Origin of the sequence: Nitrospira sp. T9 (genome assembly GCF_052156535.1) — a bacterium.
Classification (GTDB): Bacteria; Nitrospirota; Nitrospiria; order Nitrospirales; family UBA8639; genus Nitrospira_E.
The window spans coordinates 142,237-165,421 of record NZ_JBQKUP010000037.1 but is presented as its reverse complement, the minus strand read 5'-3'; the positions used below and the strand labels follow the sequence as shown (position 1 = coordinate 165,421).

The 23,185-nt window shown below is 49.6% G+C and carries 17 protein-coding genes, 1 pseudogene and 2 riboswitches; of the genes and pseudogenes, 11 read left to right on the top strand and 7 right to left on the bottom strand.

Annotation, left to right across the window (positions count from 1 at the left end):
• Nucleotides 1-87 precede the first annotated feature (87 nt).
• The 4 genes from ACTRXD_RS13590 (at nucleotide 88) to ACTRXD_RS13575 (ending at nucleotide 7,909) form a co-directional block, all read left to right on the top strand.
• Nucleotides 88-1,329, top strand: a complete 1,242-nt coding sequence (locus ACTRXD_RS13590; RefSeq protein ID WP_442432329.1) for an FG-GAP-like repeat-containing protein — start codon at nucleotides 88-90, stop codon at nucleotides 1,327-1,329.
• Between the two features lie 880 nt (nucleotides 1,330-2,209).
• Nucleotides 2,210-2,291, top strand: a riboswitch (cyclic di-GMP riboswitch).
• A 68-nt stretch (nucleotides 2,292-2,359) separates the two neighbouring features.
• Nucleotides 2,360-4,645, top strand: a complete 2,286-nt coding sequence (locus tag ACTRXD_RS13585) for an Ig-like domain-containing protein (RefSeq protein ID WP_442432328.1) — start codon at nucleotides 2,360-2,362, stop codon at nucleotides 4,643-4,645.
• A 797-nt stretch (nucleotides 4,646-5,442) separates the two neighbouring features.
• Nucleotides 5,443-5,524: riboswitch (cyclic di-GMP riboswitch) on the top strand.
• A 66-nt stretch (nucleotides 5,525-5,590) separates the two neighbouring features.
• Nucleotides 5,591-6,781: a fibronectin type III domain-containing protein gene (locus ACTRXD_RS13580; protein WP_442432327.1), complete on the top strand. Its 1,191-nt coding sequence runs from the start codon at nucleotides 5,591-5,593 to the stop codon at nucleotides 6,779-6,781.
• 762 nt (nucleotides 6,782-7,543) lie between these two features.
• Complete coding sequence (locus tag ACTRXD_RS13575) at nucleotides 7,544-7,909, top strand: cupin domain-containing protein (protein ID WP_442432326.1); 366 nt, start codon at nucleotides 7,544-7,546, stop codon at nucleotides 7,907-7,909.
• A 117-nt stretch (nucleotides 7,910-8,026) separates the two neighbouring features.
• Here the strand turns inward: ACTRXD_RS13575 and ACTRXD_RS13570 are convergent, their stop codons facing one another.
• Nucleotides 8,027-8,473: a hypothetical protein gene (locus tag ACTRXD_RS13570; protein WP_442432325.1), complete on the bottom strand. Its 447-nt coding sequence runs from the start codon at nucleotides 8,471-8,473 to the stop codon at nucleotides 8,027-8,029.
• 323 nt (nucleotides 8,474-8,796) lie between these two features.
• Here ACTRXD_RS13570 and ACTRXD_RS13565 point away from each other — a divergent pair.
• From ACTRXD_RS13565 to ACTRXD_RS13545, 5 genes and pseudogenes are all read left to right on the top strand, one after another.
• Nucleotides 8,797-9,375: pseudogene (locus tag ACTRXD_RS13565) on the top strand (DNA-3-methyladenine glycosylase I); the annotation flags it as partial.
• A 69-nt stretch (nucleotides 9,376-9,444) separates the two neighbouring features.
• The gene (locus tag ACTRXD_RS13560; protein ID WP_442432389.1) at nucleotides 9,445-9,792 is read left to right on the top strand and encodes a DUF488 domain-containing protein; all 348 of its coding nucleotides are present in this window, start codon (nucleotides 9,445-9,447) and stop codon (nucleotides 9,790-9,792) included.
• A gap of 1,052 nt (nucleotides 9,793-10,844) precedes the next feature.
• On the top strand, nucleotides 10,845-12,425 hold the full coding sequence (locus ACTRXD_RS13555) for a sensor histidine kinase (RefSeq protein ID WP_442432324.1): 1,581 nt from the start codon (nucleotides 10,845-10,847) through the stop codon (nucleotides 12,423-12,425).
• A complete protein-coding gene (locus ACTRXD_RS13550) occupies nucleotides 12,412-12,873 on the top strand; it encodes a response regulator (RefSeq protein WP_442432323.1) in 462 nt (153 codons plus the stop codon). The genes ACTRXD_RS13555 and ACTRXD_RS13550 overlap by 14 nt, the downstream gene beginning before the upstream one ends.
• Before the next feature lie 15 nt (nucleotides 12,874-12,888).
• Complete coding sequence (locus ACTRXD_RS13545; RefSeq protein WP_442432322.1) at nucleotides 12,889-15,951, top strand: PAS domain S-box protein; 3,063 nt, start codon at nucleotides 12,889-12,891, stop codon at nucleotides 15,949-15,951.
• Between the two features lie 22 nt (nucleotides 15,952-15,973).
• Here the strand turns inward: ACTRXD_RS13545 and ACTRXD_RS13540 are convergent, their stop codons facing one another.
• Together ACTRXD_RS13540 and ACTRXD_RS13535 are read right to left on the bottom strand one after the other, a co-directional pair.
• Nucleotides 15,974-16,417, bottom strand: coding sequence for a CBS domain-containing protein (locus ACTRXD_RS13540; RefSeq protein WP_442432321.1), 444 nt, complete (start codon nucleotides 16,415-16,417; stop codon nucleotides 15,974-15,976).
• Nucleotides 16,418-16,490: 73 nt separating this feature from the next.
• Complete coding sequence (locus ACTRXD_RS13535; protein ID WP_442432320.1) at nucleotides 16,491-16,631, bottom strand: hypothetical protein; 141 nt, start codon at nucleotides 16,629-16,631, stop codon at nucleotides 16,491-16,493.
• A 384-nt stretch (nucleotides 16,632-17,015) separates the two neighbouring features.
• On the opposite strand from ACTRXD_RS13535, the gene ACTRXD_RS13530 reads away from it, so the two are divergent.
• Together ACTRXD_RS13530 and ACTRXD_RS13525 are read left to right on the top strand one after the other, a co-directional pair.
• Nucleotides 17,016-17,474 carry a DUF5069 domain-containing protein gene (locus ACTRXD_RS13530; RefSeq protein ID WP_442432319.1) on the top strand — a complete coding sequence of 153 codons (459 nt, stop codon included), beginning with the start codon at nucleotides 17,016-17,018 and terminating at the stop codon, nucleotides 17,472-17,474.
• A gap of 89 nt (nucleotides 17,475-17,563) precedes the next feature.
• A complete protein-coding gene (locus ACTRXD_RS13525; protein WP_442432318.1) occupies nucleotides 17,564-18,478 on the top strand; it encodes a glutaminase in 915 nt (304 codons plus the stop codon).
• Nucleotides 18,479-18,539: 61 nt separating this feature from the next.
• Here the strand turns inward: ACTRXD_RS13525 and ACTRXD_RS13520 are convergent, their stop codons facing one another.
• The 4 genes from ACTRXD_RS13520 to kaiC form a co-directional block, all read right to left on the bottom strand.
• The gene (locus ACTRXD_RS13520; protein ID WP_442432317.1) at nucleotides 18,540-20,651 is read right to left on the bottom strand and encodes a response regulator; all 2,112 of its coding nucleotides are present in this window, start codon (nucleotides 20,649-20,651) and stop codon (nucleotides 18,540-18,542) included.
• 19 nt (nucleotides 20,652-20,670) lie between these two features.
• Nucleotides 20,671-21,015, bottom strand: a complete 345-nt coding sequence (locus tag ACTRXD_RS13515) for a circadian clock KaiB family protein (protein ID WP_442432316.1) — start codon at nucleotides 21,013-21,015, stop codon at nucleotides 20,671-20,673.
• The gene (locus tag ACTRXD_RS13510) at nucleotides 21,012-21,371 is read right to left on the bottom strand and encodes a circadian clock KaiB family protein (protein WP_442432315.1); all 360 of its coding nucleotides are present in this window, start codon (nucleotides 21,369-21,371) and stop codon (nucleotides 21,012-21,014) included. The genes ACTRXD_RS13515 and ACTRXD_RS13510 overlap by 4 nt, the downstream gene beginning before the upstream one ends.
• 132 nt (nucleotides 21,372-21,503) lie before the next feature.
• Nucleotides 21,504-22,928, bottom strand: a complete 1,425-nt coding sequence (gene kaiC / locus ACTRXD_RS13505; protein ID WP_442432314.1) for a circadian clock protein KaiC — start codon at nucleotides 22,926-22,928, stop codon at nucleotides 21,504-21,506.
• Between the last annotated feature and the right edge of the window lie 257 nt (nucleotides 22,929-23,185).

Sequence of the window (23,185 nt, the reverse complement as noted above, 5' to 3'; positions counted from 1 at the left end):
ATTTGATCTCGTCCAGCTACCCTAAGGAGGGGGTAATACCTATGAAAGGGATTTGGATACCAATCCGAATACCACAAGGAACAGGGTATGACCCGACAAATATCCTCCCTGAGTTTTGCAGCCAGAATTACAGCCACCCTCGCCTTTTTTCTACTCGGAATAATCGCTAGCCCCGCCTTCTCTGCCTCTTCCATCCAACTATCCTGGATCGCGAGTCCGGAGTCGGACCTGATGGGATACTATGTATACATGGGCACATCGCAAAGGTCTTACCACATCACGAAAAATGCAGGACTCAACCCATCATATGTTTTCCAAAACCTGCCGGATGGGCTCACCTACTATTTTACGGTCACAGCCTATGATCAATCCGGAAACATCAGTGAAACCGCAGAGGAAGTGGCTATTGAACTTCTCGCACAAAACACAAACCCGAATCCACATGAGAATCAGGACATGAATGGGGACGGGAAGGCCGACCTGGTCTTTCGAAACACGAAAACCGGAGAGGTAGTCCTGTGGATGCTCAATGGCTCCAGCGGCACTGCCTCCGGCATTCTGGGCCAATTACCCACCGAATGGGCTTTGAGGGGAGCGGGCGATGTGAATGGGGACGGGAAGGCCGATCTCATTTGGCGCAATGACACGAGCGGCGCGGTGGCCATCTGGTTGATGAATGGCTTGACCATCACGTCCACGAGCTTTCTCGGCAGCGCGCCGACGGCTTGGGATATTCAGGCCGTCGGGGATCTCAACGGCGATGGCAAAGCCGACCTCGTCTGGCGCAACACCCTTGATGGCAACACAGCAATTTGGCTCATGAATGAAACCACAATTGCTTCCACTGGTTTTCCGGGGGGGGTCTCGTTAAGATGGCAGATCGCTGCGATGGGCGATGTGAATGGGGACGGGAAGGCCGATATTATTTGGCGCAATGACACGAACGGTGCGGTGGCCGTTTGGTTGATGAATGGCTTCACCATCACGTCCACGAGTTTCCCCGGTAGTGCACCGGCGGCTTGGGATATTCAAGCCAGCGGGGATCTCAACGGCGATGGCAAAGCCGACCTCGTCTGGCGAAATACCCTTGATGGCAACACTGCGATTTGGCTCATGAATGGAACCGCAATTGCCTCCTCAGGCTTCCCGGCGACTGTGCTGGCAACATGGCAGATAGCGGGAGCAGATGATGTGAATGGGGATGGCAAAACAGACGTCATCTGGCGCAACAACAGCAATGGAGCCGTGGCGGTATGGCTGATGAACGGCGTCAGCATAGGCTTCACGACCTTTCCCGGTGCGGCTTCCCCAGACTGGGAAATCCAGTAGGCGGAACAAAAATTCCCTGGACCACTCTTCTGAATGGTCTCATGGGCCGATATCAATAATCCCATTCAAAAAATTCTCCTCCTCCGTTTACCTAGGCCAAATAAATCTCTCCCCAATCTGGTAAAATTCTCTCGTCTCCAGCATGTTTTCCGCATAAACAAGATTCATCAATCTATCACTTCCTGGGCACCCAATGATTTCAAGCACCATGAGAGATTCCCATCGCTCCTCCATCCTGCATAATCATGATTATCGTGATTCGGCCGTTCAGCCAGTTACCCCTTCTGGCTGTTGGAAGCACCTCACCCACCTAGCGTAGCCTTCCCATGAAAGATGGCACACAGTTTTTTCATCACACGGAAAATGTACGCCGGAGTCACCACACTGTTGTGAGCGTATTGAAATCGGCAAACAGAATGGTTGCCAACACATCAATCCCTGGAGTACATAGCCTGGAGTCATGCCGATACGTGTCGTTCCTTAATTTTTCTTAGTCGCAGCTGCCAGCATTGTCCTTCATTCGGTCATTGCGAAACGTTCACCATTGCCGTATTGAACGAATCAAATTGTTAATAGATAAGGCAAAAGTTCATTACAGTAGGCATTGGACATGGTCTCCAGACAATTCACTGATAAGCGTGTCCTTGCCTCCCCCCTTTGCTAACCTTGTTTAATTTCCTTTTCTTCTTCCATGATCATTCAGTTCGATTTTTTTATATTCTCCGAATTTTCTCTGCATAGTTTTTTCACACTCCAATATTTTCGTCTCTAAAGTTTTTCCTTAGTTCTCCGAAATGTTCGGCAGACCGATTGGGGGTATAGATTACAATACAGGGAGACAGAGGATTAGAAAAAAAGTTGACCAATTCATGAAATCTTCTTCCCGAAACGGCACACCTACTGTGAAGTAGGGTCGCAAAGCCAGGAGTCAGGTCCCCACGCCTGACCGTCCGGCTACCGAAGGAAGGCATCATTTGCAGGGGGGAAGAGAGGATGAGGGCTTCGGTCCGAATACCACAAGGAGTAGAGTATGATCCGACGAACCACCCCCTTGGGTTTCAACATCACACATACGGCAGTCCTGACCCTGCTCCTCTCCGGTTTACTTATTAGCCCCGCCTATTCGGCTTCCTCTATCCAGCTAATCTGGGACGCAAATACCGAATCGGATTTAGCAGGATATAAAATTTATAAACGGACGTTACCTTCTCAAGATTTTGGACAACCCATATTTTCAGGATTTCCCAATAATCCATCCTCCCCCTCAACAACCGTTTCCGGGCTCAGTGGAGGCACAACCTATGGATTTATTGCGACCGCATTTGATACGGCAGGAAATGAAAGTACCCCCTCTACAGAAGCAACAATTACTATAACCACAAGTACACCGCCCGCAGATACGACCGCCCCGACGGTCACGCTGACAGCCCCCAGCGCGGGCACCGTCTCCGGCACGGTGAACGTCGGCGCCAGCGCCAGCGATAATGTCGGCGTCACCGGCGTCCAATTCCGCCTCCAGGGCGCAAACCTCGGCTCCGAAGATCCGAGCAGTCCCTACAGCACCAGCTGGAATACCACCACCGTGGCCAATGGTGCGTACACCCTCACGGCCATCGCCCGCGATGCTGCGGGCAATACGAAAACCTCAGGGGCAATTGTGGTCACCGTAAGCAATAACAGTACGCCGCCCCCACCCTCAGCATTCAGCATTTCGAATCTGGCCGTCGCCAGTGGGCAAGCGTATGTCGTGCCCACCTCCGGGCTCCAACCCGGGGGCACGGTGTATATAGACCGCGCCTTTACCTTTACGACCATCCCCGCCAGCCTGCAGGGAGCGGCATATATTCGAACTGCAAATGATGACAAAGCTGCCACCACGAGCGCTTTCCTCAGCTTTAGCGTCAATCAACCCGTCTCCGTGTCGGTCGCCCATGACGTGCGCATCACCCCGAAACCTTCGTGGTTGAGCACCTTTACGGATACCGGCACGAATCTGGTGACCACGGATACGACCCTCCGCCTGTTTGTGCGGTCCTTCCCGGCTGGTACCATTACCCTCGGGGGCAATGGTGGTGATGGATTAAGCATGTATTCTGTCATCGTGAAATCAGAGGGGGGTACTCCTGGTGACACCACTGCCCCCACGGTCACGCTGACCGCCCCCAGCGCGGGCACTGTCTCCGGCACGGTCACGGTCAGCGCCACCGCCGATGATAATGTCGGCGTCACGGGCGTCCAATTCCGCCTCCAGGGCGCCAACCTCGGCCCCGAAGATCCGAGCAGTCCCTACAGCACCAGCTGGAATACCACCACCGTGCCCAATGGCGCGTATACCCTCACGGCCATCGCTCGCGATGCTGCGGGCAATACGACCACCGCTGCCCCCCGCACGGTCATTGTGAGTAATTCCAGCACGCCGCCAACCTCACCCCAAAATCACGATCTGAATGGGGACGGCAAAGCCGACCTCGTCTGGCGAAACACAAAAACCGGCGACGTAGCCGGATGGCTGCTCAATGGTACAAACATCGCAGCCACGGGCTTTCTGGGTCAGTTGTCCAGGGAATGGGCCCTGAGTGGAGTGGGTGATCTGAATAGGGACGGCAAAGCCGACCTTGTCTGGCGCAATAGCGTCAACGGCGCAGTAGCCATCTGGCTGATGGACGGCTTGACCATCAATTCCACGGGCTTTCTCCGCACTGTCCCCACGAATTGGGACATTCAAGCCATCAAGGATATGGATGGTGATGGCAAAGCCGACCTCCTCTGGCGCAACACCACTGATGGCAACACCGCCATATGGCTCATGAATGGGACGGCGATTGCTTCGACAGGATTTCCGGCAGGTGTCTCGTTAGGGTGGCAGATTGCCGGAGTGGGAGATGTGAATGGGGATGGTAAAGCCGATGTCATTTGGCGTCATGACACCAGCAGCACAGTGGCCATCTGGCTGATGAACGGCTTGACCATCACTTCCACCGGATTTCCAGGGAGCGCCCCGACGGTTTGGGGAATTCAAGCCATTGGAGATGCCAATGGCGATGGCAAAGCCGACCTCGTCTGGCGTAACACTACAGACGGCAATACCGCCATATGGCTCATGAATGGAACGGCGATAGCCTCTTCCGGCTTTCCTGGGACAGTGTCGGTGGCATGGCAGATGTCGGGAGCAAACGATGTGGATGGTGACGGAAAAGCCGATATCATTTGGCGCAACCGCAGCAATGGAGGAGTGGCAGTTTGGCTGATGAACGGTTTGGCCATCACATCCACCGGCTTTCCCGGAGCCACTTCCACAGACTGGGAAATTCAGTAGCACTAATATTACAAACACAAGAATGGTAACGACATAAGACCTCGGGCACAACCTGATGAATGGATGTCTGAAAATTTGCCATCCGGAGGACGAGGCGAGACCTTAACCTCAGCTGACCCGTCAATCAAAATGTAAAGGCAACTGCCATACGGACAAACCATCATGTTAGGCCCTCATACAACCAACAAACGGAAAGTCTCTTCCATTTTATGAAACACGACATGGAAAACTGGAAACTAATCCTCCCTCAACCGTGTCATTCATTCCAGCCTTTAGCAGAAAGCGATCAGCAAGGCATGCCTATTTCTTTGATAGGATGCCAGGATGCAAATATTGATGTGAATGTATTTCCTCGTTTTGCCAATAGAGATACCTGATGGCAACCAGAAAGTATGAAGGAGAAATCCTCTCCCTGGGCGATTCCACATTTCGCTATTAGTCGAAAGGAAAAATGAGGTCATTTCTTTCCAAATAGAGATCACACCACATTCACAGACCAGAATCCTACTTAGCATTTGTCGTGTTCTTGTTCCCAATGCTCGCATTCTTATCATCAAATTTTCATGCCAAAGAGATACAAAAAGCTCAGTAACGAGTTCATTTCTTTGCATCAATCACGTTTTCCTGCCGTTGGTTTATAGATTTTTCTTTCATAAGTTTTTTGAACATCCATATCGCTGCTATCCCTAAAGTTTTTCTTTACAGACCCGATATAGTTCGGCAGACCGTTTGGAGGTCTGAGGTACAAACCAGAGCAACAGACGGCAAAAGAAAGTCCGCCAATTCATGAAATCCTCTTCCCGAAACGGCACACCTATTGTGAAGTAGGGTCGCAAAGCCAGGAGTCAGGTCCCCACGCCTGATCGTCCGGCTACCAAAGGAAGCATCATTGGCAGGGGGAGGAGAGGATGAGGACTTCGGTCCGAATACCACAAGGAGTCGACTATGGTCCCCCCTATGATCCCCTGGAATTTCGCCAACAGAACGGTTGCAGGTCTTGCATTCCTGTTCATCGGATTATTCGCCAGCCCCGCATTCTCAGCATCTTCAGTCCAACTAAGCTGGGACGCAAGTCCGGAACCGGATTTAAAGGGATACAATGTGTACATGGGAACATCCCAGGGGACCTATAACACCACAAAAAATATCGGACTCAACCCTTCATATGTGTTCCAGAACTTGTCGCAGGGAATCACCTATTATTTTACAGTCACGGCATATGATCAGACGAACAACGAAAGTCTACCCTCGGAAGAGGTGAGTGTGAAAATTCCCGATATCATCATGCCGACAACACCTGGAAATCTCACATTGACTTCAACATCAGGCACCCAAGTGGTCTTTTCATGGACAGCTTCAACCGACAATGTCGGCGTAACCGGATATGATGTGGCCCGGAACAATGTGGCCATCGGGCAATCTACCACCAATGCCTTTGTGGATAAAACAATCAGTCCGGGCATGACTTACCTCTATACCGTCAAAGCCCGGGATGCCGGCGGGAATGTATCCGCATCGTCTAGTCCACTTTCCGTATCGATCCCACTCGTCCCACCACAAGATATGATCTCGCCGTCCGTGCCCCAAAATCTCACGTTGACTTCAATATCAGGCACCCAAGTGGCCTTTTCATGGACAGCCTCAACCGATAATGTCGGCGTGACCGGATATGATGTGGCCCGAAATAATGTAGTCATCGGGCAACCCACCACCAATGCCTTTGTGGATAAAACGATCAGTCCGGGCAATTCCTATTACTATACCGTGAAGGCGCGGGATGCCAACGGCAATGGATCCGCATGGTCGCCCCCCCTGCAGCTCACTACTCCCCAAGTAATGGCTCAACTGGAGGTGTTCGTCAGCGGGAGTGGATCCGTCCTTTCGACTCCTGGCGGAATTAATTGCCCAAGACGAAAGTGCTCAACCAACTACCCAAATCAAACCGTGGTGACCTTGACCCCTAACCCAAGAAATGGTTGGACATTTTCGGGATGGTCCGGCAGCTGTACCGGGACTGCGACATGTTCATTAACATTAACGGGAAACAGGACCGTTCAGGCTAATTTCACAAAGGGTTCTAGGGTCAGCTCTGGTAAAGACTTTAGAAATGTGAAAAGACAAAGACGAACGAGATAACTCACACGCTTCTCCATTCCCTGGATGGCGTGCATGAGTAAAAATTATCCGAGATATTTGGGGGTGACACGAAACAAGACTGTTGACCGTAGCCGAGGAGCATTCCGGGGAATTCAAAATTGAGGTGTCCGACCCGGAATGCCAGAAGGGACTTTAACCGGGGTTAAGAACCGAATGTCTCTGCACCGATGGTAGGCAATAATTTAGTTAGACATCCAAACGGCCACCGCACACTGAATGTCGCTCAAAAAAATTACTCCCCTCACTTGAAAAAACCCGGCAATCCCCCATTAGTATTTTTATTCCTGCCCCGCCCCCCACGCGGCACACCCACTCCAACAAATTCCTTTCGTCCAAGACAGATTCCAATTGTCTAAATTAGGCAATTCCGAATGCGACCCCGACCTTTTCCTTGCTGCCAGATGGTATCTGAGGCTATTCTAAATTTGGAACCGGCCGGACTATTTGTTATCACTTATAAAATGACTTCAAAAATTTTTCTTGAGAGATTGTCGTAAGCATTCTATCGTGGTTTACCGTTTCCACTATGGGAGAGAGAGATGTGACGGCTTTACGTTAATTTCCTCAACCCCGCGGCACCCATCATTTTATTGTTCCGGCCTGATTTAGATTTTCGGTCGCCATATGGAAACTTCAATAGCAATTACGATGACAGGCCATTAAGCTTGGGATAAAATTTGACGAGCGAAGTCCCCGGTCGATGCGCCCTTCAAAACACCAACAGGAGGTCAATGAAACAGGATGGCTAAACTGATCGAGCAACCCACAAGAATTAAACCTGCAGGGAATAAACCCAAACTCATCGATGAATTTATCGGACGGGTCAATTCCGGCACAGATCAGATCAGCATTGCGCGGATGAACAGTCCTTCCGGATGGGAAGAGCCCGGCCAGACGCCGGAGTTCGATGAATATACCCTGGTCCTGTCAGGTCAATTGCGGGTGGAAACGAAAGAAGGGGTGATTGAGGTAAATGCCGGTCAGGCGGTCATCGCCTATCGCAATGAATGGGTGCGATACAGCACCCCGGGCCCGGAGGGAGCTGAGTATATCGCGGTGTGTACCCAGGCCTTTTCCCCGGAGACCGTGCATCGCGATTTGGATTGAAACAGGTTTCCATGAAAGCACCCAACAGAGAGCCAGTCCTAACCGCCGGCTAATAATCCGTCCACGGGCGTGGCAATTGGAGATATCCAAAAGAGGCTAAAGATGTTAGTGCAATGCTTATCGGTTGTTATGACGATGGCCTCCTCCAAACCTGAACCCAAACCCTATTGCAGGAGGCCCATATCCCCAATATCCGGGACTATGGCCGTAATAGCGTGAATATCCCCATGGAGAATTGAGGTAAAAGCCCTTAGGTGGCAACCGGGCATAGCCAGAGTGAGAACCATAGGAGTACGCGTAGGGGAAAACATAAGGCGGCCGATACCGGGAATTCTGCTTAGAGGTCTGAACTTGGCTCAGGGCTAACGCTTCCTGACGATCCACTTTCTCTTTGAGCTGGTTGACTATCCCCTCCTGGGCCTTCAATTGTTTTGCCAAGGTATCGATCTTTTCTTGCTGAAGCTCCATCAACGTGGTCACGCATCGGGCTTGAGCATCTCCAGAATATCCGGAACATTCCCAGGGAACATTGGTGGCTTCTGCAAAGGCATGAGGATTGCTCATAGTCACACCTACCCCTACTCCAGAGATTAGCAGGCATATGATCCAACGGATTAACCGGAAGGACTTTGGCGGGAACTGCATCATAAACGTATTCATATCCCCCTCCAATTGAAGGCATGCCGTATTTTATCATGGCTTCACGTAGCCCTACAAACGAGAGACCTTCACACTGATGAACTGAAGCGCAATGAAGTCACGAAAGATCCATTGACACCCTGTTCAGGAATTCGTAGCCTTCACCTGGTTCCCCTTGCACAGAGGTTTTCATGGTTTAAGACCAGGGCACACAAATAGGTTCTTCCGCAGAAAGCCAGTGATTTTACATGGGACGCACAACCACCATCCTAGGGAAGGAGCCTACCCGCTGCGGATGGGTAGGCACCAAACCACACTTCATTCCCTATCATGATGAAGAATGGGGAATCCCTGTCCACGAAGACCACCGCCACTTTGAAATGCTGACATTGGAAGGAGCACAGGCCGGCTTATCCTGGTCTACGATTCTCCTTCGTCGTGAAGGGTATCGTCGCGCCTTTGCCGGATTCGATCCCGAAAAGGTCGCACGCTTCGATTCCAGAAAAAAAGCGGCGCTTCTTCAAGATACAGGGATCATTCGGAATCGTCTTAAAATTGAATCGGCCATCACAAACGCCAAAGCGTTTCTCACAATTCAGGAAGCGTTCGGATCTTTTGATCAGTACATCTGGGACTTTGTGGGAGGGGCCCCAATCATCAATTACTGGAATGAAATGGCACAAGTTCCAGCCACCACTTCTCAGAGCGAGGCCCTCTCAAAAGATCTCAAGAAGCGAGGGTTTAAATTTGTGGGGAGTACCGTGATCTACGCACACATGCAAGCGGCCGGATTGGTCAATGACCATACCACGGATTGCTTTCGACATCCCTCAAACCATTCCGCGCAGACCACTTTTCAAGAAACAAGCCATTCCCGAACAGCAGCCCCCTCCACCATCAGGATCAAACGAGTATACGACGCCCCTGCCCCGGATGACGGATGTCGGATTCTCATTGATCGGCTGTGGCCACGTGGACTTTCAAAAGAAGCGGCTTGCGTCAATCTGTGGCAAAAAGATCTTGCCCCGTCAACAAGACTGCGTAGCTGGTTCAGGCATGACCCGGCCCGATGGCAAGAATTTCAGACACGGTATTTCACCGAGCTTGATCAGAATATCAATGCCGTTGAGGACCTTTGGCAACGAGCCCGATATAGTCCGGTGACTATTCTTTTTGGGGCCAAGAACGAGAAATACAATCATGCGGTCGCCCTGAAAGTCTATCTCGCTCATCATTTTAGATGAGGGGACTGTATCCTTCCATGCCTTTTGGATCAATCCACATGAAAGCGGTTCTTCAGGAGGATCTCACAGGATGCGGAATCGCCTGTGTGGCCGGTTTAGCGAATGTCTCTTACCAACAATTCAAATCGTGGCAATGACATGGGGCATAACGTCGGCGATACGCGTTTCTGGTCCAATACGGCCTTCGTTCAAATATTGTTAAACCATTATGGAATTCAACCCCTGCCGGGAGAATCCCCTTTCGATCCTGGCAGGCTCTGCTGCTACTCGCCCTTTTCGCCACGAAATGGCACCACAAAAACAATCAGGCCTTTTGGCAGAGGGTGATTTATTGGAAGAACCCACCCGGACCAGTGATGTTGATCTCTCAATTCACTCTTCGTAAACACGTCCGTACCGATTTCGGAAGGATCAAACCCAGAGGGCTTAGCACCGTTCACGACTCCTGTTTTAAGGAACTTCCATAAGAAAATTTTTTGAAGTTAACCTTCTTAAATTGAAAGCATTTTCCTTGCGAATAATAAAAAAAATCGTTACTATTTCGCATTATTTTAAATTATTCTTCATTCCCATTCATCCTGCCTTATTTTTATCATGTCGAGAGATGGCACAAGTTCGATCCCAATGTTCACGGGAAGGAGCATCATGATCGAGGATTTGCCAATGGAACGGCAAATTCAACATTCTACTCAAAAGTCGGCTTGATAGAACAATCATTTTTCTCAGGTGCGCATTCGGCATTTCCTTAAGTCATCATTAACCAAAGGTCGAAGGATATTGGTGTTCATCTTTTGACCAAAACGAGTCCTGCGTGAGGACTCCACATTATGGCCATGTGGTGCGCCGGAGCATGAACCGTTTCGTCCAATTTCTGTGCCATAGACTACCTCCACCGATAAAATTCGGAGGGTTCAGGCTGCCATCAGATCCAGCTCCGGCAGTCCGGATAACGCGATCCCCTGAAATCAATTTCCCCCGTGCATCGAATCTTCCCGGGCTTCCTGTTATGACTCATTCATTGTATGGACCAATGGAAAAAGCGAGTCGATAACATGTCATTCAAATCTCTGACCATGGGGGTTCCCATCCTAACAGCCGAACAGCCACAGCCAAACCTTCAGAGGGCTCTCATTGTGGGGTTGGCACTGGGGATCTTTGTGGTGGATTGCCTGACCCCTCTTGGGATCGGTATGGGCAGTCTGTACATTCTGGTTGTCGTGGCCACTTTCCCCCTCAATCATCCCTGGACCACAAAAATCGCGATAATCGGCGCAATATTTTTTATTTTTCTCGGCTATTGGGGCTCTATTTCAAAGCTAGGATATGAAACAGCGGTTATTAATCGCTCCCTATCGACTCTTTGCGTTTTGGTAACTGGATATATGACCTTAAAAAATATCGCTTCCCGACAGGACCTTCAGACGGTCAAGGAAGATCTCGAAGTCAAATATGGCTTGCAGACCAAGGAACTCAAAGAGCAAAACCAAACGATGTCTGTTCTCCTCGAGGATTTGAAGCTGACCAAAAATGATTTGGAAGACAGGGAGCATCGGCTACGCGTGTTTGTTGATGCCTTTCCAAGTGGCATGTTGATTGTTAACCATCTCGGAAACGTGGTCTTGGCCAACAAATTAATTGAAACTCTCTTTGGGTATTCACAACATGAATTAATCGGACAATCCATCGACACTCTCGTTCCCAAAAGATTTCAGCAGGATCATGCCCGACATCGCGTGGCATTTCTGGAAAACCCAAGCACCCGGGCCATGGGAGCCGGACGGGATCTCTTTGCCCGACGTAAAGACGGAAGTGAATTTCCCGTAGAAATCGGCCTGAACCCCATCAGCACGCCGGACGGCTTCATGGTGCTCAGTTCAGTCGTAGACATTTCAGCCAGAAAACAACACGAAGCTGAGCTCAAACGCTTAAATCAACGACTAGCCAACCAGAATCAGGAACTGGAAGCCTATAACTATGCCGTTTCCCACGATTTACGAACACCCTTGAGAGCGATTCATAATTATGCGGATTTTCTGCTGGAAGACTTGTCTACAAAGGTTTCCTCCGAACAAAGCGAGTACTTGACCGGCATTACCACCGCCGTATACGAGGCGGAAGAGCTCGTCTCCGATCTCCTTGAACTCTCCCGGTTAAATATCAAAGATTTTGTTCCGCAGATCTGTCACGTCGGGAACATCATTGCCAAAACGCTTTTCCTGCTGAATTTCGATAAAGACGTGGAAATCCATCAACCAGCTGAATGGCCAACTGTCCTTGGCCATGAACACCTTCTGAAACAGATTTTCCAGAACCTCCTCGCCAATGGAGTCAAATTCAACCACTCCTCCCCAAAAGTTCTGAACATGAATTGGAGGTTGGAACCTCATGGCGTGATCACCTTCACCGTCGAGGACAATGGCATTGGGATCTCTGAACCCTATCAGGATAAAATTTTCCAGGTTTTTGAACGATTGCATACGAACAGGGAATATGAGGGAACCGGGATCGGCTTGGCCATTGTCAAAAATGCGGTGAGCAGGCTTGGCGGAGAAATCCGCGTGAAGTCCGAATTGGGCAAAGGCAGCATTTTTTCATTTACGGTACCGATTGGAGAAAATTATGATGATGCATGAAACCAGGAATTTAACGATTTTAATGGCGGAAGATAATCCCCACGATGTCCTGGCCACCAAACGTGCCTGGGAACAATTCGGCTTTGGGAATCATCTGCATATCGTGTCAGATGGCGAAGAATGTCTGGAATACCTGTTTCATCAAGGAAAATATCTGGAATCGAACATCTTTCCTGATCCTGACCTCATCCTTCTGGACCTTAAACTTCCAAAGCTGGATGGCCATCAGGTTCTCAGAACGATTCGGGCGAACGATCAGTTCCGGTTTTTACCGGTCATCATTCTCACGAATTCAACCCTCGAGACCGACCGGAACAAAGGATATGAATACGGATGTACGGCGTTCCTCAAAAAACCGGTCGGGTACGCCAACTTCGCCAACCTCTTAAAATCTCTACGGACGTTCTGGAGTTGCGTGGAACCCTATGCCAAGCCATTAACAGCTTAAACGAACGGGTAACCCATGTCCCTAGTCCAGGATTCCGGATTATCAGCACTCCTCATCGAAGACAATTTCCATGAGCGAATCGCGATCCGCCGTTCCCTTAAGAAGGATGTTCACACCCTTCTTGAATGTGAAAGTGCGGAGGAAGCCATTCGCCATATGGAACACTCTCCTTCGGAATTTGACATCATCATCGCCGACTTCAAGCTCCCAGGCATGGATGGCCTCACGCTGTTTCGCACCCTGCGTCAGATGAAATGCGTATCGCCGTTTATTCTCTTAACAGGCAATGGATCCGAACAGATTGCCATTGAAGCCTTCAAAGCCGGAGTGAATGACTATTTGGTCAAAGCGTCCGAGAGCGACTACTTGGATTTATTGCCGGCGCTCGTGACGGAAGTCATCCAGCATCATCGCTTGAAAATTAAAAATGAATTACTCGAATTGTCGCTCAAAGAAGCTCAGGAACGGTTTCACCAATTCATGGAGCACTATCAGGGGATTTTTTGGCTAACCGACTTTCAAGAACCAAGAAGATTATTGTATATCAGCCCGACCTATGAAAGGATTTGGGACCGCCCGGCTCTTCAGCTCGCCGGAAACCCCTTGGATTGGCTTGAAGCCCTTCATCCTAAAGATCAGGACCGTATCAGGAACGCCTATCTGAAGTTGAATAGCACCGGAGGCTATAACGAGATTTATCGAATCATTAAAACAGACGGGTCGACTCGCTGGATCCATGAACGCGGGTTCATCTTTCATCATCAGGAGGGGCATCCATATCGGATCACCCGGCTGGCAGAAGATATTACCGACCGCACCACGATGTCAGAAGCCCTTCAGGCGAGCGAGGAACGCTTTGCACAGTTCATGGCCCATCTTCCGGGTTTGGCCTATATGAAAGACGAACAGTCTCGTTTGATGTATCTGAATCCGGAATTTGAGCAGGTGTTCAATATTGATCTCAAAAACTGGATAGGCAAAACCGTTCACGACGTCTTACCTCCCGACACGGCGGCAAAGCTTCAATACGATGATGACTGGGTGCTTTCTCATGGTCAATCTCTGGAAATAATCGAGGACATCCCACTCCATGACGGCCTCCATCAGTATCTAACCTGCAAATTTCCAATTCTACAACATGATCGTCCACCGTTACTGGGAGGTGTTTCAATCGATGTCACAGGCCAATTCAAGGCAGAAATCCAACGGGATCACATTTTTTCCCTCTCCCTGGATCTCATGTGTAGCATCGGCATCGACGGATATCTCAAAAAAACCAATCCTGCCTTCGAAAAACTTCTTGGGTACACCCAGGAGGAACTGCTATCGCAACCATTGATCTTTTTCACTCATCCGGATGATCGGACATCCACCCAGGCAGCGTTCCATCAACTCGCCGAAGAAAAGGATGTGGTGGATTTCCAGAACCGCATCCGTGATATCCGTGGCAATTACCTCTGGCTGGAATGGCGTGCCACTCCCCAGCTTCAGGAAAAAACCATCTATGCCGTTGCGCGGGATATCACCCAGCGGTATCACGCAACCAAAGCGCTCCGTCGGTATGAACAAATTGTGTCAACCAGTTCCGACTTTCTCTGCTTTTTAGATGAGAAGAATTGCTTGCAAGCCGTGAATCATGGATTTTGTGAATATTTCAATCTTCCTTCCCGGGAAATCACCGGTCGTCACATTCGGGATTTTGTAGGGACGGAACTATTTGAATCTCAACTCAACAGTCATTTAGATGACTGTCGAAAAGGGCGGGTCGTCTGCTTTCATCAGCATGTGACCTTTCCTGAAGAAAATGTGCGTTTCATGGAGGTGAAGCTGAATCCCTATGTTGAGTCGGACGGAACGATTTCAGGCGTGACCGCCATATGGAGAGATCTCACGGAGCAAAAACGTCTGGAACAGCATGTAAGACAGACACAAAAAATGGAATCCATCGGAACCCTGGCAGGAGGAATCGCCCACGATTTCAATAATATCCTGATGGCGATACTCGGGTGGGCAGAAATGGGGACATGGAAGCATCCCAAAGGCGATCCAGCATACAAATATTTTGAGCAAATCGGAATCGCGGGGAAACGCGGGCGGGATCTCATCCAGCAGATCCTTACCTTCAGCCGGCAAACCGAACACCATCCTCGTCCGGTGGATCTGGGCCCGGTTATCGAAGAATCGCTTGCTCTTCTTCGGGCCACCTTTCCCTCAAACATTGAGCTGCAGTTTGGTATTCATCACAAAATGAATATGGTGTTTGCCGACCCCGTTCAAATTCAACGAATCATCATGAACCTCTGTTCAAATGCGGAACATGCCCTTCGCCCCCATGGCGGAATCCTGAACATCGACCTTCATGCCATCATCATTGAAAAAGGCGACTTTCAATTTCCACCGATACTGATTCCGGGAAGGTATGCGCAAATCGTCGTCAGTGATTCCGGTCCTGGGATTCCCGATCATATCCTTCCAAAAATTTTCGACCCGTTCTTCACCACCAAACCCGTGGGAGAAGGAACCGGAATGGGATTGTCCGTGGTACATGGCATTGTAGAAAATCTCCGAGGACACATTTCGGTAAAATCTTCCAAAAAGGACGGAACCACCTTTCTCATTTCCATCCCCGAGTACCAGGTCCCCACCGACTCCTCCCTTCATTCAATGCCTTCCAACATCAGTCCCGGAAGTGGACACGTGCTTATTGTTGATGATGAAATATCAATTACCGAAGTCTTGAAAGAATTTCTGGAGCACCTCGGCTATACCGTCACGGTCCGGACTAATCCCTTGGAGGCCCTTGAAGAATTTCGTATGAAACCCCACGAATTCGACTGTCTCATCACCGATCAAACGATGCCCAGACTTGGAGGAGACCAGTTATCTCGAGAAATCCTCAAAATACACCCCGATATGCCAATCATCCTTTGTACGGGGTTCAGTCATACGATTGACAAGGAAAATGCTTTGGAGCAGGGGATTACCGCATTCCTCTACAAGCCCATCTTACTGGATCAACTGAGCCAGACGTTAACCCACATCCTGTCCCATTCCAAATCCGAAATTCCTAAGGCATAACTGATATGCTCAGACTTCTCTTCTAAAACATTTTTGTCTTTCGTGTCGCGTTCAGATACCCTAAGAGGATATCCCGCCTTGCGACAACACCGAGAAGTTTTCCATCCTCATCGACTACCGGCATTCGGATCAGATGTTTCCCTTCCAATCGATCAATAATCTCCATAGCCGGCGTTTCCCGTTTTACGGTCACCGGGGCAGGAGTCATCAAGTCACTCGCCGGGACACCTGCCAAAGACCGCTCCTCCTTAATCGCATGGAGAAGATCGAACTCGCTCACAATCCCAAGCAAATGCTGGTCCCGGTCAACAATCGGTACGCTCCCAAACCCCTCCTCGGTCATCGTCTGCGCTAATGCTTCTGCTGAATCCTCAGGATGATAGGCATACACGGCATCTTGCATGAATTGCTCGGCAATCAGCCCTTTGAAGTCACGAGAACCAACTATGTAATCAACGCGTCGCATAATCCACCTTCCTTCATAAAGGGAAATCGTGTGAGCGTATGTGTTGAAAGGACAACCCGGCACCACAGGTCTATCACTCTAAAACCACTCTCCACATTCCCAAGGCGATGAGGCTAAAAATAAGACCTTCGACCATTCCTTCCCCCCAAGCTACCAAACGGGGGCTGAATAACCACAGTTTCACCATCATCCAGCCCGGAAACTCTTTTCTCATGGACTCACCTCCTTCCGATTCTCGACCACCCGTCACTCAGAGAATTCCATGTTGATCCTTAAAATTTTTCATGTTTTCCGCATCATAAAAGCAAGAAGGCCTTCCGGACATATGCATCCCCGGAAGGCCTTCGTATGGATCACTTTCGATAGGGTGAAGAAAGAACCATTTACCCCATAACGACCTCGATTTTTTTGATTTTTTCTACCATGCGCTTTTTTTTAATAAAAGTAAAGCGCCGCATTTTGGGGAAACAGGGCACAGTGAAGAGGGAAAGTTCCCTGAGAAAAAGGCCACGACCAGAACTATGAGAAAAACCTCTAGCATCTTTTCCAGCATTCCGCTAAATTCTTGAAAATCCTCCATGACATAGTCTGCGAAAATATGCCTCCCCAACGAAATGAGGTGGGATTTCGTGCGGGTCCTTTCACCCAACTTATAATGAACCTTCGTCGCCCACAAGAGAATTTAGCGAGTTGCTGTTGGCTCGCCCGTATGGCAGATAAAGTGCGGGCATCTCAACAGGAGAACTTCCCAGTTCTCTATCGATTGTCTTTGGGCAGCCCGATTGGAATTGACGGCTATTTCCTTCGACACTTCAGGCTGTCTTTTCGTCAATTTCGCAATGACGACATAGAAACTCGTACGGACCAAAATCTGGAACGGTGGTTCCTGGGTCATATGGGGGTACACTCCTCAACTATTTCGAGTTGGAATGACTTTGCCCCAAAGCTATGCACTCCAGGCTACCCTGTCTCCTTTGTGCGCCATTTCATAAAATGGTTTGTCTATCCCAAATCCATCAAGGATCCCGTGATCAGTTTCTTTGCAATGATTGAATAGGATGAAGGCCCGTAATTCCCCTCCATACTTGGTGTCATGGCATTTAACCCAAAACCCATACATCCCCCCCTGTAAAGAAGGGAACCTGTATGAACTATCAAGCCATATTGGATGAAATTCATCAAGAAATTCTGCCCCTGTTACCATGCGGAGCCGTCGCCACCTACATACCCCAACTGGCGTCGGTGTCCCCTCAAATGTTTGGAATGGCCGTACAGACCGTTGGCGGGGAAGTATTCCAGGTGGGGCAGGCCTTAGAGCCCTTCTCGATTCAAAGCATTTCAAAGGTGTTTACCCTGACCCTCGGATTTACCTTTGAAGGCGACAAAATTTGGACACGAGTGGGACTCGAACCATCCGGATCGACTTTCAACTCTCTTGTGCAGCTCGAGTATGAACATGGCAAACCCAGAAATCCGTTTATCAACGCTGGAGCCCTGGTGATTTCCGATATCCTCTTATCTCATTTAAAAGATGCCAAACCCGCTTTTCTCGATTATGTCCGGCAACGGGCCAATAATGCCGGCATTCAAAATGATCCCCAGGTAGCCCGCTCCGAACGACAAAGCGGCTTTCGAAATGCGGCCATGGCCAATTTCCTCAAAAGTTTTTCCAACCTCACGAACGAGGTGGAGGAGGTGTTAGAGTTTTATTACTTTCACTGCTCACTGTCGATGAGCTGTGTCGACCTGGCGAAAGGATTTCTCTTTCTCGCCAACAAGGGTCACTGTGTTTGGACCAATCAGCAGGTCCTCACCCAGAGCCAGACAAAGAGAGTGAACGCCCTCATGCTCACCTGCGGAACCTACGATGCGGCAGGTGACTTCGCCTTCAATGTCGGATTGCCGGGGAAAAGTGGGGTGGGTGGTGGAATTGTCGGGGTGATCCCAAACCGGCTCACGATTGCCGTCTGGTCCCCCGGGTTAAACGAAAATGGCAATTCATTCGCGGGACAATACGCACTCGAATTGTTTACCACCAAAACCGGGGTTTCTATTTTCTGATTCGTGATGATGGCAGTTTGTACGGCCAGATGAAGCCGATGCGTAGCATTCGCCTAGGAGCCTAAGAGGAACGGAGAACCAGACGACGAATGCCGTCGACGAGTTGGCTGGCAATGCCATTTTTAGTCAAATACAGGGTCGCTCCTGCTTCCAGCATAAGTCCTTGTACGTGTTTATCTTCCTGGACAGACAGGCCGATAATAGGCATCAAGGAGAACTCCCGCACAATGTTTCGAGTCGCCTCAATGCCATTCATCTTTGGCATATTCACGTCCATCACAATAATATCTGGGTGAAGCGTTCGTGTGCTTTCAATGGCTTCGAGGCCATTTTGTGCCTCTCCCACGACAAGAAAATCCGGTTGAACCTCCAATAATCCCCGCATGCCTTGCCTCACAAGGGCATGATCGTCAACGAGGAGAATTCGGATTCTCTTATCCCGTGTCGTGATGGAAGACTGAGATCCCATGAAGGTCGAGGGACCCGACCGGCTATCAGAAAGTTCTGATGGAGGGAGAGAATCATAAGGAACATGAAGTGTGATGCAGGTCCCCTCCCCCGGTTTTGACTCGATCTGAATTTCCCCCCCCAGGGCTTCGACACGCTCACGGATACTGAAAAGTCCGAATTTTCCGGGCCTGGCAAAATCATGCGATTCGCTTGAGAGATGAAACCCTCTTCCGGCATCCTCCACCTTCACTCGCAGTTCGTGAGGTGCTGTCTTCTTGAGTGAAATCGTGGCGTATTTCGTGTCGGCATGCTTCAGGATATTAAAGAGAAGTTCCCGGACAGCCTGAAACACAAATATGGCATGATCTTCCGGGAGTGAAATATCTTTATCTTCTTCCTGGACATCCACATGAAGATCATGTCGTTCAAATTGCCCTCCAAGCCAGAACAGGGCAGGCACAATCCCCAGTTCATACAAAATACTGGGACTGAGCTCCGCAATGAGGGTCCTGGTGTACTCAAGGGAATCCGTCAGGATTTTATCGATGTCCTCGATGTTCGTTTTCAATTCCGGAGTCCACCCTGCCCGATTCAGTTGGGCAAGTTTCATGCGGCAGACAACTATTAATTGGGCAAGATAATCGTGAAGTTCATTAGCCAGACGTCGACGTTCCCGTTGTTCCGTCACGACAAGCTCCGACGTCATTTTCCGGAGATGTTTTTGATAACTCAACAAGTCACGCGTGCGATCCACGATACGTTGTTCAAGGGTATCGTTTAAATGCTTCAAAGCCTGTTCAGCCTGTTTTTGCTCGGTAATATCCACCATCGTAATGATGGCCCCGATCGTATTCTCGTCTTCATCCAGCAGGGGTCTGCCACTGAGGAGCAACGGCACGGTCCTGTTGGCAACTTGCAACGTCACTTCCAAACCATGGAGCGTCCTTCCTCCAATCACGTCCTCAATCACATTCCTCCCTGCATTCCATGGTTCACTTCCGCAGGCAGGTATTCCGGTGATTGAGGACATAAATTGGAATTTTTCATGAAACCAGGTATGAAGTGTGGATTGCTGGACGAGTCTATCGGTCGCACGACTACTGCGAATAATTCGGCCGGACGGTTCACACACAACCACCGCTTCCCCCGTTTGTTCCAGAATCATTCTGGAAAATTTTTCCTCCACCAGGGCCCGATCATATTTCTTCTGTTCCGTCAGGTCGGTCAAAATCGCACAATGTAAATACTGGTTATCAATCTTCAGGGAAACCAGACCGACAAAAACGGCCAAATCATGATGATCTTGGGCCACCAATCGAATAGTCCCTGTTCCCCCGGCTGGGTGGGAATGGGAAGAAGACAGAGTTCTAAAAAACTCCAGATCTTCTTCATCAATAAATGAGTCGAGCGAATAGCCGAACAGCTCCTGATGAGAGTGATTGACCATTCTGGCAAATGTGGCATTCGCATAAAAAATAATCCCGGCATCATCAAAAATGACCGCCCCTTGGATCATATTATCGATGATGAGTCGATACGGATAGTCGGCGCTCTTAAGGGTAAAGACTTGATCTCCCTCACCCGTCTCGACGATGAGGGCATCCACCCCTCCTTCCCGGATTGCCTGGAGCGTGTCCTCCGCTTCCTTCAACCGCTGCTGTAGCATTTCCTCCTGACTGGGAGGAACGTATTTGGCTGGAGACGGTTTATGCTTGGAAGCCATGGATAAATTCCGTTTATCCTTAAGAGGGCAGAGGAGGAGACGGAGTCAATCCCAGAGAATTCAGCACACGGTCCTTTTTTGAAAGATCCCCGATGATTCTGCAACTGGGAAGAGGAAATTCTTTGATGAGCGTCGGAGCGGCGAATATTTGGTTGGCACGGGCGGAAGAGGGATTGCGATACAAATCGATGATTTGTAAATCAGGATTCAGGTCTTTGAGATAGTCCCCGCAAATGGATTTGATATTAGCCATAGCCCGAAGCGATAGGCTGGTCGCGCCGGTTACATACAGCCGAAGCCGAATACCGGCATCTGTCTCGGCAGGAACGTTCTTTCCGGTGATTGATGTCCTGCGCGCGCTCATGATGCCGGCTCCATTGAGCTTGAAAGAATCACATCACCTGACTCATCATACAGATCGAGCCCTACCAACACTTTTTCTGTGTTCGATAAATCTCCAATAATCTTTTTTAAGGGAGGCGGTAATTTTTTGACCAATGTCGGAATGGCCACAATCTGGTCCAATCTGGCCCTGTGGGGCTCCCGGAGAAGATCGACAATTTCCACCGTATACTTCGAGGAAAGACGAGTGTCACACAATTGCTTGAGATTACTCATGGCCAGTCGCGATTTGGGCGAATAGCCCGCGACATAGAGTGTTAAGTGGTAGGGAGAATTTTTGGGAGATTGCCGCTTAGGCCTCTGAGACACTTTGTTCATGGTTGGAAGACCCTTCAAGAGTCATCTGACATTGTGTGACATCCCGGTGTTATGGTCCTTGACGATTTTTTCATTTAAGAATGGTTGAAGCGATTCCGTCCTGGTTTCGGCGGCGGCCACAGCGACCTCTATCTAAAATGAAAACCCCCGATGACTCATCGTATATTTCCGAACCTGATTAGAATGAGCCATGCCACGGGATTTGAGAATATACAATTGGCGATGGTGTTCGCCTTCGAATTCCAGATTTGACAGAAGTATCCAGGTATCGGCGAGGGAGGACACTCCGATCTCCGTCTCCTGAACGAAATCCGCATGAGAGACGAGGCCTGTGCAAATCAACGTTATCTGATGAGACTTGAGGAAATCCACCATTCTCAAAAATAAGGACTTGATCTCCCGGGTTGACCCGATGGAAAGAAAATCGTTGATCGGGTCCATGATCACGAGACTCGGGTGATGGGTATTCACGGCATTGTAGAAATTCACAAGATGGGATTCCAATCCGTATAAGGTCGGACGTGACGCTTCAATGTGCAGCAATCCTTTTTGCACCCATTTTTCCAGATTAAGTCCGATGGATTTCATGTTCCGAATGATCTGAGGACTCGACTCCTCAAAGGCAAAATACAAAACATGCTCCCCACGGCGACAGGCGGCTTCAGCAAAATGCGCGACCAGACTCGTTTTGCCGGTCCCGACTCCTCCTGTCACCAAAACCGTCGATCCACAGAACACCCCTTCCCCCCCGAACATCTCATCCAATGGCGGAACTCCGGTCGAGATTTTTTCTTTGGAAACGGTATGTTCGAGTTGTAAAGACGTGATGGGCAACACGGACAATCCATGTTGTCCGATGAGAAAGGGGAATTCATTGGTTCCATGCATACTTCCCCGGTATTTGACCACCCGCAGCCGGCGCGTGGACATCTGTTCATTCACTCGATGATCCAGCAGAATCACACAGTCTGACACATATTCCTCAAGTCCCTGACGGGTGAGGGACCCCTCTCCCCGTTCGCCGGTGACAATGGAGGTCATATTTTTGTCTTTCAGCCACTGAAACAAACGCCGCAACTCGGAGCGGATAATACCTTGATTGGATAACCCGCCGAACAAGACCTCGATGGTGTCCAACACAATACGTTTGGCGCCGATAGCGTCAATAGACTCACCCAGTCGCACAAACAATCCTTCGAGATCATACTCTCCGCTTTCCTCGAATTCGGTGGCTTCAATGGGGATCGTATCCAAAATCAATTTCTTATCTTTGATCAATTGGTCCAGATCAAACCCCATGGACCTGACATTTTGGGTCAATTCCTCTGCCGTTTCCTCGAACGCCAACATCACACCGGGTTCGTCCATGTGGAGGGCCCCGCGAACCAGGAACTCCATGCCTAATAGTGTTTTTCCACAGCCCGGGCTTCCGCAAACCAACGTGGTTCGTCCCCTGGGAAGCCCGCCTGCCGTGATGTCATCCAGGCCTTGAATGCCGGTGGGCGCTTTTGGAAATTCTGAATGGACGATTTTATTTGATGATTTTTTCCGGGGCATATTTTACAATTTCCTGAGCTGGGAAAGATTGACGTCGAAATTTAACACAATGCCCTAAAAAAGCCTACAACCTGACGACAGTCTGAGAAATTCAGACCACAACGGTTGGTGGACGATGTCCTAACAGCCACATCAATTCTCTGCCTCATCTCAGGTGTGTTTTGGCGGGAGGCAATCCTCTACATGCGTCACGTTTTAGTTTGGAGACTATCCTATCAATTAATAGGAACAGAGAAGAATGGACAGAATAGACCGAA

Coding starts and splice junctions, on each gene's coding strand:
- ACTRXD_RS13590 (WP_442432329.1), top strand. CDS start 88: ATGACCCGACAAATATCCTCCCTGAGTTTTGCAGCCAGAATTACAGCC.
- ACTRXD_RS13585 (WP_442432328.1), top strand. CDS start 2,360: ATGATCCGACGAACCACCCCCTTGGGTTTCAACATCACACATACGGCA.
- ACTRXD_RS13580 (WP_442432327.1), top strand. CDS start 5,591: ATGGTCCCCCCTATGATCCCCTGGAATTTCGCCAACAGAACGGTTGCA.
- ACTRXD_RS13575 (WP_442432326.1), top strand. CDS start 7,544: ATGGCTAAACTGATCGAGCAACCCACAAGAATTAAACCTGCAGGGAAT.
- ACTRXD_RS13570 (WP_442432325.1), bottom strand. CDS start 8,473: ATGAGCAATCCTCATGCCTTTGCAGAAGCCACCAATGTTCCCTGGGAA.
- ACTRXD_RS13555 (WP_442432324.1), top strand. CDS start 10,845: ATGTCATTCAAATCTCTGACCATGGGGGTTCCCATCCTAACAGCCGAA.
- ACTRXD_RS13550 (WP_442432323.1), top strand. CDS start 12,412: ATGATGATGCATGAAACCAGGAATTTAACGATTTTAATGGCGGAAGAT.
- ACTRXD_RS13545 (WP_442432322.1), top strand. CDS start 12,889: ATGTCCCTAGTCCAGGATTCCGGATTATCAGCACTCCTCATCGAAGAC.
- ACTRXD_RS13540 (WP_442432321.1), bottom strand. CDS start 16,417: ATGCGACGCGTTGATTACATAGTTGGTTCTCGTGACTTCAAAGGGCTG.
- ACTRXD_RS13535 (WP_442432320.1), bottom strand. CDS start 16,631: ATGAGAAAAGAGTTTCCGGGCTGGATGATGGTGAAACTGTGGTTATTC.
- ACTRXD_RS13530 (WP_442432319.1), top strand. CDS start 17,016: ATGCCTCCCCAACGAAATGAGGTGGGATTTCGTGCGGGTCCTTTCACC.
- ACTRXD_RS13525 (WP_442432318.1), top strand. CDS start 17,564: ATGAACTATCAAGCCATATTGGATGAAATTCATCAAGAAATTCTGCCC.
- ACTRXD_RS13520 (WP_442432317.1), bottom strand. CDS start 20,651: ATGGCTTCCAAGCATAAACCGTCTCCAGCCAAATACGTTCCTCCCAGT.
- ACTRXD_RS13515 (WP_442432316.1), bottom strand. CDS start 21,015: ATGAGCGCGCGCAGGACATCAATCACCGGAAAGAACGTTCCTGCCGAG.
- ACTRXD_RS13510 (WP_442432315.1), bottom strand. CDS start 21,371: ATGAACAAAGTGTCTCAGAGGCCTAAGCGGCAATCTCCCAAAAATTCT.
- kaiC (WP_442432314.1), bottom strand. CDS start 22,928: ATGCCCCGGAAAAAATCATCAAATAAAATCGTCCATTCAGAATTTCCA.